11 protein-coding genes are annotated in these 15372 nt (G+C 26.9%); 1 reads left to right on the plus strand and 10 read right to left on the minus strand.

Annotation, left to right across the window (positions count from 1 at the left end):
* Positions 1 to 198 precede the first annotated feature (198 nt).
* The 4 genes from ABIV_RS12220 to ABIV_RS12235 all read right to left on the minus strand — a co-directional run bounded on the left by ABIV_RS12220 (position 199) and on the right by ABIV_RS12235 (position 3126).
* On the minus strand, positions 199 to 1452 hold the full coding sequence (locus ABIV_RS12220; RefSeq protein ID WP_114840158.1) for an arsenic transporter: 1254 nt from the start codon (positions 1450 to 1452) through the stop codon (positions 199 to 201).
* Positions 1453 to 1520: 68 nt separating this feature from the next.
* Positions 1521 to 1877 (minus strand): gamma-glutamylcyclotransferase family protein, encoded by a 357-nt coding sequence (locus tag ABIV_RS12225; protein ID WP_114840159.1) that lies wholly within the window; start codon positions 1875 to 1877, stop codon positions 1521 to 1523.
* Between the two features lie 3 nt (positions 1878 to 1880).
* Complete coding sequence (locus ABIV_RS12230) at positions 1881 to 2183, minus strand: ArsR/SmtB family transcription factor (protein WP_114840160.1); 303 nt, start codon at positions 2181 to 2183, stop codon at positions 1881 to 1883.
* 112 nt (positions 2184 to 2295) lie between these two features.
* Entirely contained in the window at positions 2296 to 3126 is an 831-nt protein-coding gene (locus ABIV_RS12235; RefSeq protein ID WP_162918018.1) for an AraC family transcriptional regulator, read from the minus strand.
* Between the two features lie 177 nt (positions 3127 to 3303).
* Here ABIV_RS12235 and ABIV_RS12240 point away from each other — a divergent pair, with 177 nt between their 5' ends.
* Entirely contained in the window at positions 3304 to 5745 is a 2442-nt protein-coding gene (locus ABIV_RS12240) for a transporter substrate-binding domain-containing diguanylate cyclase (protein ID WP_114840162.1), read from the plus strand.
* Between the two features lie 90 nt (positions 5746 to 5835).
* On the opposite strand, the gene tkt is transcribed toward ABIV_RS12240, so the two are convergent.
* The 6 genes from tkt to ABIV_RS12270 form a co-directional block, all read right to left on the minus strand.
* Positions 5836 to 7746, minus strand: a complete 1911-nt coding sequence (gene tkt, locus ABIV_RS12245) for a transketolase (protein ID WP_114840163.1) — start codon at positions 7744 to 7746, stop codon at positions 5836 to 5838.
* A 116-nt stretch (positions 7747 to 7862) separates the two neighbouring features.
* Positions 7863 to 8618 (minus strand): WG repeat-containing protein, encoded by a 756-nt coding sequence (locus ABIV_RS12250; protein ID WP_114840164.1) that lies wholly within the window; start codon positions 8616 to 8618, stop codon positions 7863 to 7865.
* Positions 8619 to 8628: 10 nt separating this feature from the next.
* The gene (locus ABIV_RS12255; RefSeq protein WP_114840165.1) at positions 8629 to 9963 is read right to left on the minus strand and encodes an ankyrin repeat domain-containing protein; all 1335 of its coding nucleotides are present in this window, start codon (positions 9961 to 9963) and stop codon (positions 8629 to 8631) included.
* A 10-nt stretch (positions 9964 to 9973) separates the two neighbouring features.
* Entirely contained in the window at positions 9974 to 11317 is a 1344-nt protein-coding gene (locus ABIV_RS12260) for an HlyD family type I secretion periplasmic adaptor subunit (protein WP_114840166.1), read from the minus strand.
* Entirely contained in the window at positions 11310 to 13457 is a 2148-nt protein-coding gene (locus tag ABIV_RS12265; RefSeq protein WP_114840167.1) for a type I secretion system permease/ATPase, read from the minus strand. The genes ABIV_RS12260 and ABIV_RS12265 overlap by 8 nt, the downstream gene beginning before the upstream one ends.
* Before the next feature lie 20 nt (positions 13458 to 13477).
* The gene (locus ABIV_RS12270; protein WP_114840168.1) at positions 13478 to 15274 is read right to left on the minus strand and encodes a TolC family protein; all 1797 of its coding nucleotides are present in this window, start codon (positions 15272 to 15274) and stop codon (positions 13478 to 13480) included.
* Between the last annotated feature and the right edge of the window lie 98 nt (positions 15275 to 15372).

Here is a 15372-nt window from a genome sequence, read left to right on the forward strand (position 1 = left end):
CTTCACCATTGGTACCCAAAACTAAAGTTTTGACCTAATGGTTGCAGAAGCATTCTAACAACTAGTGTAAATCATTTTGGATTAGAGTTTTATATATTTTGTTTAAACGATTCTGCAATGGAAGGGTAGAAATCTTTGATTTCTGGGTACCCACCATGAAGCCTTAGTGCAAACAAAATAATATAAAACTAAACTACCCTATACTAATGTTAATAACACCACAAATAAAATAGGTGGAGTTACTATTAAACCAAATTTACTATATTGCCAAAAACCAATTTTAACACCCTTTTGTGATAAAACATGAAGCCATAGTAAAGTTGCTAAAGAACCAAATGGTGTCATCTTAGGTCCTAAATTACATCCAATAATATTTGCATAAGCTAATGTCTCATTTGGAATATCAGTTAAAGCAATATCCATAATCATAACTGTTGGCATATTATTCATAATTGCACTTAAAAATGCCGATATAAAACCTGTTCCTAAAATAGCAATCACATCACCTCTTTGAACTAAATCTTGTAAAATAGATGCTAAATAATCAGTAAGACCTGCATTTTTTAAACCATAAACTACAATATAAAGACCAATACTAAACCATACAACTTGCCAAGGTGCTGTTTTAATAGTAAGCCAAGCTCTTGCACTTTTTGTATAACTTGCAATAGCTAAGAAAATCAAACCACCACCTAAAGCAAATACAGAAACTGGTAAGTCATAGTTATCACCAATAAAATAACCTACTAATAAAAGTATTAAAAAAAGCCATGAAAATTTAAAAAGAGTTTTATTTTTTAACACTTCATCTGGATTTTTAAGTAAACTTACATCAATTTCTCTTGGAATATCTTTCCGTAAAAAAGCCCATAAAAAAGAGATAGTAACTACTGTACTTACAACATATGGAACAAACATACGTGATAAATACTCTAAGAAACCTATATCAAAATAGTTAGCTGTAACTATATTTGTAAGATTTGAAAAAACAAATGGTAAAGAAGCAGAATCACTAATAAAACCACCAGCAAGTAAAAAGGCTAAAATTGTTTTTGCATTTAATTTTAGTATTCTCATTTTTGCTAAAAGAATTGGTGTTAGAATTAATGCTGCACCATCATTTGCAAAAAGTGCTGAAACAAAACTTCCAAGAAGTAAGGCATATACAAACATTAAATGCCCATTTCCCCTTGAAAGTTTTGCCATTTTAATAGCACACCACTCAAAGAAACCAATTTCATCTAAAACCATCGAAAGAATTATTATTCCTATAAAAGCTAAAGTTGCATCCCAAACTATATCACTTACAACTAACACATCCTCAAAACTAACAACTCCAGCAAGTAAAGCTACTATTGCACCAAGAACAGCTGTTGTTCCTATTTGAAGACCTTTTGGTTGCCAAATAACAAATATTAAAGTAATCAAAAAAATTGAACTTGCTAATATCATATTTTTTCCCTAATTTAAATTCAATATATCAAGATGTCTTGATATATTTTTAAAAAAAAAGAGTACTCTTATGAGTCCTCTTCCATATCTAATACTTCTTGTTTTAAAGTATAAATAAAAGTATCCACATCTAACTCGTCATACCTTTCTGCTATAACAGGTGTTCTTTCAAATTCTTCACCCTCAAATTCATCTAAATAGTCCCAGTGATTGATTAAATTTGACGAGTAAAAAAGAAAACCATGAATAGTATCATCCCCTGCATCAAGCCTAATACCTGGGTATCCCATTGAAGCAGACCAACCTGCATCAATTAATCTTCCTTTTACTGTCGCAGGTACAAATTTACCTACAATATTTTCTAAAACATGACCATTTGGACAATTTGGCATTAGTGTTCCATAAACAAATAATGTTTCTGTCATTTTCTAACAAACCTTTTTTAAATCTGGTAATTCTATATCTAAAGTCATAATTTCTTTTATACTTGCTTGTCTAAATTCATCAAGGGGTATTCTAACTGAGTAATAAGCCCAACGACCTTCTCTATCTACTCTTAAAAAACCTGCTTCTTTTAATATTTTTAAATGCCTTGATAATCTTGATTGAATCATTTTAAAAGAATTCTCTAAATCACATACACAACATTTTCCATGAATATTTATAAATTTTAATAATTTAACTCTTGTCTCATCATTCAATGCAGATGCAGATTTTAAAAAAATATCCATAAAATGCTCCTAAATTTTTAGAATATTATCAAAATTATCTTTATATATCAATATATCTTGATATATAAGATTGTATTTCTAAAAGATTTATTACAAATGTTTATTTAGAAAGCTAGTCTAAAGGAATATAAATTTCTTTAATAATCTCTTCATCACTAATTTCAGGAGACCAATTTAAGTACTTTTCAAAAGGTGGAATATTTTTACATTGATTTGATAAATTATTTTCTACTATCCAAGAGAACAAATCCATCCAAACTCTATTTGTCTCATCCTTCCCAAAATAAGATAAAGTAGCAAACTTTCCACCTTCTATTTTTTTAACATAAAACCCTTTCTCAATAAAAGTATCAACTTCTTCTTTTTTACAAGAAATTGCGGCATCATATCGTATCTCATTTTCAGGTGTTGTTTCAGGATCACTATAACAAATACCAAATAGTTCACTATTACTTAGAATATTTATTCTATTTTGAGAATCAAGTTTCCAAATTAATTCATCCCAAGCTGTACATACACTATTCTCATAAGCTCCATATTTTGTATTATATATTACATATACTGTTTCTCTATACTTAATTTCTGGTTGTTTCATTCTATTCTCCTTATATTTACATAGTAATTCAACATGTTTACTTCTATATTCTGTGGGAGTCATATTAAAAACTTTTTTAAATGCTTTATTAAAACCATTAGGGGTTTCAAATCCTATATCAAAAGCAATCTCAATAATTGAGTTTTTTGTATTGATAATATTTGTTGAGGCTTTGTTTATTTTTAATCTTAAAGCATATGACATTACTGACTCTCCAACACTTGCTTTAAAAATTTTACAAAAATAAAAAGGAGAATATCCTGCAATTTTTGCCAAAGTATTTATACTAAGTTCATCATCTAAATGAGTCTCTATATAGTGTAATACTTTCAAAATCTGTTTATTCATCATTTCTCTTTTATTTTTAATAGAAGTAGTATAAAATATTTGAAGAAAATTATCTTGTCCTATCTTGTCTTATTTAAAAATCTACACAAAATCAGAATATTATAACTTAATCTCAAAATATTAATTTACATCTACTTTTTTTTATTATATACTTCTAAAAAAAACGAAAGAAAATTTATGCAAAATAGTATCTTGAAGATTATCTTTATTTCTATGATTTTATTTAATTTTGTCATTGCAAACACTTCTTTAAAACTATCAAACAATATTAAGTCAAATATCGATATTCTCGCCAACCAAGTAGAATTATTTTTTCAAACCAATACAGCTAAAAGAGATATTTATATTTCAAATCTATTTAAAGTTTATTATGAAAATTATGAAAAAATTTCTGCAATTGAGATTATAAATAATAACAATAAAGTAATCTATAGTTCTTTTAGAAATGATGAGATTATGACTTTAGAAAAAGATAAAGAATTACCTCAAGATTTTAATGAAAGAAAAGAGTTATATAAAAAAGATATTCATAATATTCAAGGGAAAAAAATAGCTACATTAATAGTTTATTTTCAAAACACAATAAACTTTACTCAACAAGAATTAAATTATCTTCAAAATAAAAAAGTGTTAAGAGTACAAAATGATGCTAGTTTACCTCCCTACAACTTTAATGAAAATGGTGTTCCAACAGGATATGCAATTGACTATTTAGAATTAATCGCAAATGAATTAGCTATAGAAATTGAGTATGTTCCTGGAAAATGGAATGATTTTATGAATATGTTAGAAAATGAAGAATTAGACTTAATGATAAATGTTTTAAAATCAAAAAAGAGAGAAGAAAGATTTTTATTTTCAAACAAAGCTTTTGTAACATCTCCCCTTGCCATGCTTACTAGAATTGAACATAAAGATGTTCATACTTTTAAAGAAATGGAAGGAGAAACTATGGCACTTGTAGAAGGGTACCATAGTTATGATAGAGTAAAAAGAGATTATCCTCATATAAATATATACCCTACTGCAGATACTTTATCTATGATGAAAGCTGTAGCACAAGGAAAAGCAGATGGAGCCTATGGACTTAAGTCTGTTCTTGACTACAATATAAATAAACACTTTTTATCAAACCTAAAGACTATGAAAAATATAGATGATGATGAATTTGGTTTTTATTTTGCATACAATAAAGAGAATCTTATTTTAAAAAGTATTATCCAAAAAGCAGAAAAATTAATTTCAAAAAAAGATATTGATGATTTAAATAAAAAATGGTTTAAAAAATTTAAAGAAACAAAAAAAAGAAGTAAAGATTATCTATTCACAAAAAAAGAAATTGAGTATTTAAATACTAAAGGTGCTATTACTATGTGTGTAACACCTAACTTCTCACCTTTTGAATTTATAACAAAAAAAGGTGAATATACAGGAATTATTGCAAATTATATTGAAGTATTATCAAAAAATTCAGGAATAAAATTTGAAGTATTAGGAAAAGAATCATGGAGTGATTCTCTTAATGCTGTAAAAAATAAACTATGTGATATCTTACCTTTTGCTATACAAACTACAAGTAGAAATGATTATCTGATTTTTACAAAAGAGTATTATACTTTTTCAAATGTAATTGCTACAAGAGACAATGAAATATTTATCAACTCATTAGATGAGCTAAAAGATAAAAAAATTGCTGTTGTAAGAGATCATGCTTCAAAAGAGTTAATTTTAAGAAAATATCCAGATATTAATATGATTGAAGTAAATAGTGCTCTTGATGGTTTAAGAAAAGTAAGTAAAGGAGAAATATTTGCTTTTATTGGACTATTCCCTACTATTGCACAAATACTCCAAAAACAAAATATTGAAAATGTGAAAATCACAGGTAAAACTTCTATTGAGATGAATGCAAGAATTGCAATTAGAGATGATGAATATATTCTACAAAGTATTTTAAATAAAGCAATAAATAGTGTAAAAGAAGAAGATAAAGAACAAGTATTAGATAAATGGTTAACCGTTATAAAAGAAGAAAAATTAAACACAAAACTATTTATTCAAATAATCTCTTTAGTGTTAATATTATCTGCCATTATCATTATATATACAATTTATAACTCAAATAGAATATTAAAAAAACTTTCACAAACAGATAAACTTACTAATATCTATAATAGATTTAAACTAGACTCATTAATTGAAGAAGAAATAAATAGAAAAAAAAGATATGGTCAAGACCTTAGTATTATATTACTTGATATAGATTTTTTCAAAAAAATAAATGATGGATATGGACATCTACATGGGGATAAAATACTTCAAGAATTTGCAAATATAATTAGTAAAAATATAAGAGAAACAGACCATTTTGGTAGATGGGGAGGAGAAGAGTTTCTACTTATTCTTCCTAATACAAATGGAATAAATGCTTACAATTTAGCAGAAAAGCTTAGAAAAATCATAGAAACACATATCTTCTATGATAATATAAGAATAACTTCAAGTTTTGGTGTTGCTGAGTGTACAAATGAAGAGAGTAATATATGCTTAAAAAATGTAGATAAAGCTTTATATGAAGCAAAAAATAGCAATAGAAACTGTGTGAAAATGCACAAATAATGTTTTATGAAAAAGAAAAATCAGTTTAGTTTTGATGGAAAACCAACAAAACTTTTTGAGGATTAAAAAGTAGGAAATTCCTACTTTTTATTATAATTCGTTTTTAATTCTTTCTACTAAAGATTCTACTGTAAATCCAAACTCTTTGAATAAGTCTCCAGCAGGTCCTGAAGCACCAAAAGTATCCATACCAAATACTACATCAGCAAACTTATAATACTCCATACCTCTAGCTGCTTCTACTGCAAATACTTTTGTATTTGAGTCAATAATTTTTGAGATATACTCTTTATCCTGCTCAACAAGTAAATCAAAACAAGGAACTGAAACAATATTTGCTTTAATACCTTCTTTATCTAATTCACAAGCAGTTTTAAGTGCTAAAGTAACTTCTGAACCAGAAGCCATGATTGTAACTGTTGCACCCTCTCTTTGTTTTAATAAATATCCACCATTTGATACATTACCATATGCTCTTTCATCTTTAAGAACTTCTAAATCTTGTCTTGAACATACAAATGCAGTTGGAGCATTCATTTTAAAAGCAACTTTCCAAGACTCAACATTTTCACTTGCATCAGCAGGTCTAAATGTATAAAAATTTGGTAATGCTCTAAATTGAGATAAATGTTCAATTGGTTGGTGAGTTGGACCATCTTCTCCAACACCAATAGAATCATGTGTCCATACAAAATGTTGTGGAATTGAAGCTAATGCTGCAATTCTTGCACTTGGTTTTAAATAATCTGAGAATACAAAGAATGTAGCAGAGAATACTCTAAATAATCCGTAAAGATTCATTGCATTTGTCATTGCTGCCATAGCATGCTCTTTAATCCCAAAGTGGATATTTTTTCCATTTGGGAAATCACCAGTATTTGCTAATTCTGTTTTATTTGATGGAGCAAGGTCAGCTGAACCACCTAAGAATCCTGGAATTGCATCTGCAATTGCATTTAAGATTTTATGATTTGAACTTCTTGTTGCAACTTTACTTCCTACTTCAAACTCTGGATATTTAATTGCATCAAAATTAGGATTTTGTAACTCTTCAATTTTAGCTTTTGCTTCATCAGATAAAGACTCCGTCCAAGCATTTTCAGCCTCTACACCTTTAATTAATTTATCAAAAGCACCTTTAATATCATAAGGAACAACAAAAGTCTCTTCTGGATCAAATCCAGCTTTGATTTTAGATGCTTTAATCTCATCTTCACCTAATGGAGCACCATGTGTATGATGACTTCCTTCCATTGTAGCTGCACCTTTTCCAATTGCAGTATTTGCAATAATAAGTGCTGGTTTATCTGAAGCTTTTGCAGCAATAATAGCTTTATCAATTTGCTCAAAATTATGTCCATCTACTTCAAATACTTCAAAGTTAATTGCTTGGAATCTTTTCTTAACATTTTCAGACCATGCAATTGATGTATCACCTTCAATTGTGATTTCATTTGAATCATAAATAATTACAAGATTATCTAAGTTTAAATGTCCTGCTGTTGCACATGCCTCATAAGAGATACCTTCTTGTAAATCTCCATCTCCACAAAGACAATATACATTATGGTTAATAACTTCTTTTCCTAAAATATTTTGTGCATATTTAGAAGCCATTGCAAAACCAACTGTATTTGCAATACCTTGACCTAAAGGACCAGTTGTAATTTCAACCCCATGTGTATGACCATATTCTGGATGACCTGGTGTTTTTGAGTTTAATTGTCTAAACTCTTTCATATCTGATAAGCTTACATCAAATCCCCAAAGGTGTAATAAAGAGTAAACTAAACCTGTTGCATGTCCACCTGAAAATACTAATCTATCTCTATTTAACCATTTATCATTTGATGGATTTAAATTTAAATGTGCACTTAATACAGTTGCAATATCAGCCATACCCATTGGTGCACCTGGGTGCCCTGAGTTAGCTTTTTGTACCATATCAGCCGCTAAAAACCTGATTGTATCTGCTTGTTTTTGAAGTAGTTGTTTTGACATAATTATCCTAATTATTGTGTTTTGTTGTGATTAATTTTGTGCGATTATATCTAAAAATAGTTAAATGGTATTTGAAGTAAAAAAACCATAAAGATAAACTCTATGGTTTTTAAAAATTAAAAGTTATCTGCGTCAGTAAAAGATTTAGGAGTTATCTCATCTCCATTTAAATCAACATAAGACCATAAATTATCTATTTTAACCCTTGCAATTCCTCTTGAATAGTCATCAACAAAGCTATATTTAGGTTCTACAGTAACTTTACAATCAGTATTCATAAATCCCCATTTATCATCTTTTACAATTCTCATTCTCTCTTCATTTGATAAATAAATCATATCATAATCAAAAGAAGCTACCATATCCATATCTGTGTCTAAACAAGCATATTTTGCTTGTCCATTTTTAGTATAGTTTTTAACAATAATTGAACCATCAATTACATTTCTTACTTCATCATAAATAGGTTTTAAAACTACTTCAAAATCTTCATTGATTAAGCCATATTTACCTGCTATTTCAACTTTTGCATAACCATTAAAAAATTGTCCAATTGAATCAAAAATAGCTTTTAATTTTAAATCACCATCTTTATCAATTATTCCTAATTTATTATCAATATTTTTAACAACAGCATACTCTTTATCATCAATATGTAACCAATGTAGATTTATATAGTGAGGATGACTATAGTTATTATCTTCAACAGTAGTAAAGTTATATACTTTTTTATATATAGGTTTAACTATAACTTCACCATCCTTATTAATAACTCCATCCTTATTTGATTCTGAAACTACAGTTGTATTATCCTTAAAACTACAGCCACTAATAACTAAAATTGTAGCTATTAAAATAAATATTTGTCTCATGTTAGTTCCCTTAATTTATTTTTTTATTAATTCTAAACTCTACTCTTCTTGATTGAACTTCATCTTCTTCACCTAATTCATTAAGAATTAAATCATCATAAGACATCCCATGATAAGAGTATATTTTATTTAGCCATTCTTTGTCTATTTCTTCCTGTGAATTTACTATATTATTAACTGTATAGTCATAAACTTTTTTTGCTCTATTTTCAGATAATTCTTTATTTTTATTATATTTAACTTGCTCATCTTTTATAACACCATATGATGAAGAAGTATGTCCTTCAACTCTGATATCAAGAATTTCATCTTTATATTTTTCTATAACTTTAATATATCTTGGAAAAAATTCATCAAGAATATCTTTGAAAGCTTGTTTTACCTCACTACTTCCATTAGCAAAAAGAACTTCTTGTTTTTTAAATCTAAAAACAAGTCCTTGTTTATCTAATTCTGCATTCCACGTATCAAAATCATTTTGAAATTCTTTTACTAAGTCTTCATATAAACCTTCAATAAAAACCTCTTGCTTTACTTCTTTAATTTTTATTTTTTCTAAACTTGAACTTTCAATATCTTTATCAATTGAATTTGTACCTATAACTGTTACAATATAAGGATTGTTTTCAGAAATTTCTTTTGAAAGTTGTGCACAGTATGTATCTAAAATAATTTGTGCCTCTACTTCTTCATGTGGTTTTAAAGACTCAGAATTTTCATCAGTAATTGTTACTTTAATATTTTTTGCAATTCCTTTTTCTATTTTTCCACAAATTTTATTATCTTTTTGAGAATATGAATCTAAAGTAATATCTAATTTCTCACACATATTAATTATAGATTTATTTTGAATCATTTCTACAATGTATAAATCATTATTTTTAGAAGCATTATGAATAGGTTTCATATCATGTTTATCCATAACATTACTATTTGCTCCATTACATAATAAAAGTCTTGAAATGTCATTTGTACTATTTCTAGTTGAATCTAAAAGTGGTGTATCTTCATAATCATCTACGTTATTAACATTAGCACCTTTTGAAATTAATAAATCTACAATATCATATAAACCAAATCTAACTGCTAAATGTAGAGGTGTATATCCATATAAATCTTTTTTATCAATTTCTACTCCATGAGAAATTAAATCTTTAACAATCTCTATATCTTTTGCTCTAATTGCATCATGTAAAGCTAATTCACTAATAAAATCTGAATCACTATTAGATACTTTTTCTTCATTGTTTTTATTATCTATTTTTGTAATATCACTATCTTGTTTACTAGAACATCCTGTAAATACTAATAGTAAAACTACTAAACTACTTAATAAACTTTTCATTTCTTATCCTTTACTTTTCATGTAATGAGTTTTGTTTTATTTTTAAAATTGGTTTTAAAATATAATCCATAATTGTTTTTTTACCTGTAATAATGTCTACTGTTGCTATCATCCCTGGAATAATTGGTAGCTTAACTCCATTTTTCTCAAGATAATTTTTCTCAGTTTTAATTATTACTTTATAATAACTCTTAGCATCTTTACTATCTTTATCAATAATACTATCTGCTGAAATCTCTACAATTTGTCCCTCAAGTCCACCATAAATTGTAAAGTCATATGCTGATACTTTAACAATCGCTTTTTGTAAAGGGTTAATAAAAGCGATATCTTTAGGATCAATTTTTGCTTCAATTAATAAGTTATCACTACTAGGGATAATATCAAGTAAATTCATACCTGATTGAACAACTCCGCCTAAAGTATTCATATAAATTTCTTTTACAATTCCATCTACACTAGATTTAATTACAGTTTTATCAACTTTATCTGTTTCCGAGACTAATCTAGCTTGTGCTTTGTTTATTTCAACTTCAATTCTTTGTAACTCTTTTGAGGCAGCTGTTTTAAACTGAGTGATTTTTTCTTCTCTTTTATTTTCGATTTCAGTAATAGCATAATTTGTTCTTGGAATTGATAATTCTGCTGCTTTTAAATCTCCAATAAATTGTTGATACTCTTTTTCAATAGTAATCAAATCAACTTTTGATTTAATACCAGTTTGAACAAGTTTTTTAATTGTATTTCTCTGAATTTTTACAAGTTTTATTTTTGTATCTAATTGTCTAATTTCTTCTTCAATCTCTTTTAACTCTTGCTTTTTTTGTCTTTTTTGAGAATCAAGAACATTTACTGAACTTTTAAGCTCTTTTATTCTATTTTTAAATAATACATTTTCTGATTCAATATAATCTTTTGCTATTTTTTTTACTTCATCAGAAAACTTAAGTTCAGGAACTTCTTTATCAAGATTAATATTTGATTCTACTTGTAATCTTTCTCGCATAGCTAACCATTGATTATAGCTTTCTTGGCTCTCTTCTAACGAGGCTTGAAATCTTGTTGTATCAATTTTTATTAGAGCTTGTCCTTTCTTAACTTCTTCTCCAGACTTTACTAATATCTCTTCAATCAATCCTCCATCTAAAGATTGAATTGTTTGTATTTTAGAAGAAGGGATAACCTTTCCTTCTCCTTTTGCTAATTCATCAATTTCTGCAAAACTTGCCCAAATTATAAGAACTATTAAAAATACTACTATAAACATAAATAAAAAATCTACACTAAATTTAGGTCTTTCATTTGATTGACCATAAAGATTATGGACAAATCTTACATCATTATTACTATTCATCTTGACTCTTTACAGCTTTATTATTTCCAAAAACTTTATCTTTTGGTCCATCTGCAATAATTTTTCCATCATCTAAAACTATTACTCTATCAACAATTGAAAGTAATGAGAATTTATGTGTTACTACAATTACTGTTTGATTTGACAAAATACTATTCAATCTTTTTATAAAAGCTTTTTCAGTTTGTTTATCCATTGAGTTTGTTGGCTCATCTAAAATCATAAAGTGTGGATTTCCAACTAAAGCTCTAGCTAAAGTAATAGCTTGTCTTTCTCCTCCACTTAAACCTTCACCTCTTTCACCAACAATAAAGTCATATCCTGATTCGTGCTTTCCTAAAAAATCATGAACACCACTAATTTTTGAAGCATTTAAAATCTCTTCATCTGTTGCAAAAGGATCTCCAATTGTTATATTATCTTTAACACTTCCCATAAATAAAAATGGCTCTTGAGGAACAACACCAATTGCTTTTCTTAAATCAACTGGATCAATTTGTCTTACATCTGTATTATCAATTAGAACTGATCCTTTTGTAGGCACATATAGATTTTGAATAAGTTTAATAAGTGTAGATTTTCCAGAACCAATTTTTCCTAAAATTGCTACTTTTTCACCTTGCTTAATTTTTAAATTTATACTTTTTAATACTTCATAATTATGATTTTTATAAGAAAAAGATACATCTTTAAATTCTATATCACCTTTTAATTCAGGTCTACTTAAATATACTTTATTCTCTTTTTCTACATCCATTTGCATTATTTCATCAAGATTCTTTAATGCAACAACTGTTCTATCATATTTGATTACCAAAGTAACTATTTTTGATGCAGGAGCTACAGCTCTTCTATTTAACATCATAGCAGCTACTATAGCTCCCATTGTCATATCTCCTGATGTTGCTATATATACACCAAAAACAATAATTGCAACATTAGAAAACTTTGATAAAAAGTCTGTAAAGTTACTTGCAACTTGAGTTAAAAGCTGTGCTTTTTCTCCAAAATATGCAGTTTGACCTAACGATTTATCAAAATGAGTTTTCATTCTATTTTGACCACGAACACTTTTTATAATCTCTAATCCTGTTACTGTTTCATTTAAAGATGTTTGCTTAAGTTGTTCTTCTTTAATAGTACTTGCAACAAGATTTTTTGTTTTTGTTTGCATAAAATATGAAAAAAGTAAAGATAGAATAATTGTAAGTACAGGAATCCAACCTAACGGTCCACCTATATAAAAAATTATTGCTACAAATATAAAAACAAAAGGAACATCTACTAAAGCTGTAATTGTTGCTGTAGTAAAAAATTCTCTAATGGCTTCAAAAGAATGTAATCTATTTACAAACATACCTGTAGATGCAGGTTTTGAGTCTAATCTTAAATTTAAGATATGATCAAAAATTTTATTAGACATTACAATATCTGCTCTTTTTGATGCCATACCTATATAATATGCTCTAATTGATTTTAATGCAAAATCAAAAATCATCACTACAAAAACACCTATTGCTAAAGCCCAAAGTGATTCAATTGCATTATTAGGTAAAATTCTGTCATATACATTCATTATAAATAAAGGTAAAGCCAATACAAAGATATTAATGAATATAGAAGCAACAATAATTCTTGTATAAAACTCTTTATTTCTTTTCATTGTTCCCCAGAACCATTTTTTAGGTTCTGTAATAGAAAGCATTTTTGAAGCACGATTCTCAAAGTTATAAACTGGTTTTATAATAATTACTTTTCCAACATATAAACTTTCAAGCTCTTCAAAAGGAAGTTCTATCTCTCCATCACTCAATTCAGGAATAATTACTTTTGAAATATTATTTTCAATATCATAATCTAAAAGAACCATTGATTCATATTTGTTTGTAAATATTACTGTTGGTAAAGTATATTTAGAGATATCTTCTATTTTTTCTCTAGTAACAAATTTACTAATAAGCCCAATCTTTTTTGAAGCTTTTATAAAATTATTTACATTCATAACCTCATTAAAGATAGATAAGCCATCTATTAATGAGTCTTTAGAACTATTTCGTTGATAATATTTAGATAAAAAGAAAAGATTCTCTAATAAAGAGTCTACTCTTCTTTCATTTTGATTGACTGTTTTATCTTCCAAAAAACACCTTCATTTATTTTTTATTGATTATTACTTTTAAATTTATCATATAGTAGTTTATGCTTACTTAATGTATCGATATATATCTTCTTATCTATTATATTTTTATCAATATTTTTCATTTCTGAAATGGCATTTTCTAGATTATCAAAACTTCCATAGATTAAATTAGTTGTATTGTTAGTATTGTATGCAAAAATCTTATCTTTATTTAACTTATAATTATTCAGATATTCTTTTACACTCTCTTTTTGATCTATACTTGCAATATTAATCGTATACTTTCCTTCAGGAAATTCTGCTTTTGTAGTTTCTATAACTTTTTCTTCTACTACTTCAACTTTTTTTCCATTGATAATATCACTAATCTCTTTATCTGCAGATAGTTGCTCTTCTTTTGTTAAGTTTAAATCAGCACCTAATTCATTTAATAAATCTAAATCTTTTAATTCAGTATCATCTTTTTTATTTTGATTTTTAAATCTACTATTATACTTTGTAGGAATAAAAGCTTTACAACTTTGATTATTTGAAGTTAAAACAGAATAACTTAACATCCCTCTATCAATTAGTATATTGAAGTAAAGTTGATATAACTCATATTCATAATTTAATAAATCAATTTCTGATCTATAATATTCTGATTCAGCATTTAATACATCGATAAATGTTCTTGTACCATCTTCTAACTGCTTAATATATACATCTCTAATATTTTTATTATCTTGTACATATTTTTTATAATTTTCTATTCTTTTCTTTTGATTTTGATATTTATAATAATTAGTATTAGCTTCTTTTACTACTTCATTAACCACATTATCAAGAATTTTTTGTTTTTCTAATAGAAATAATTTTTCTCTCTCTTTTTGAATTTTATTTTTACCACCTTCGAATAAATTCCAATTTAAAATTAACCTACTTCTTGAAATATCTTGTCTTCCATTTTCAGGATAAGCTAAATCATCATCTAATGACCCTTGCCATTGGAATCTTAATGTAGGTAAAAAAGTGGCATTAGCTTGTACTATATTTTCTCTTTGTTCTTTTATATCTTCTACAGCTTTTAAAATCTTTAAGTTTTTTCTTAAAGCATCTTCAACATTTTCTTCACTTGTTTTAGGAATTAAATTATCATCTATTTGGGGTCTACATACATTACCTACGTTTTTTATACTTGTATATTGTAAGAAAGTATTTTTTATCTCTTTTTGTTCTACTTCTTGTTCTAAATATCTATCTATTAAAAAGTGTTTTTTTGAGTTAACTTCATATGTTTCTAAAATTTCACCACTTACTGCTTCTTTTTCCTGAGCTAAAATTAAATAATCTTCATGGATTTTAAGATTTAAATTAGATAGATCTAATAACTCTTGATATTTTACTAAATCTAAATAACTATCAACAGTTCTTTTAACTATTTCTTCTACTCTTTGATTACTTCTATATTTATTTGAAAAATATTTATGTCTAAACTCTTCTACTTCACTAGGAGTTTTCCCTCCATCATAAATAATTTGTTCAAGAGTTAAAGAAGTATTCCACCCATCTTTTCTTCCTGTAGTAGGATCAGTTTCGACATTATCTCTATCACTTCTAGTCTCAGTATCTTCTAAAAATGCTTGAAAATCTAGAGTAGGATAATAATCTGCTTTCTCTTCATCAACATATTTTCGATATGCTTCTTTATTTAGTTTTTCTGATAATACATCAGGATTAGTATCTAGTGTCCTTACAACAGACTCTTTTAATGATACCGCATTTGATGCAGAAAAAGAAATCCCCGTTACAAGTAGTATATGTGCTAACTTTTTCATCTATGCCCCAATTTAATAATTTATTTATTTATTATATTGTAATTTTGATTAAAAAACAACTTTTAAGCAACTTTTTTTTATAATTTAATAATTTTCTT

Origin of the sequence: Halarcobacter bivalviorum (genome assembly GCF_003346815.1) — a bacterium.
Taxonomy (GTDB): Bacteria; Campylobacterota; Campylobacteria; order Campylobacterales; family Arcobacteraceae; genus Halarcobacter; species Halarcobacter bivalviorum.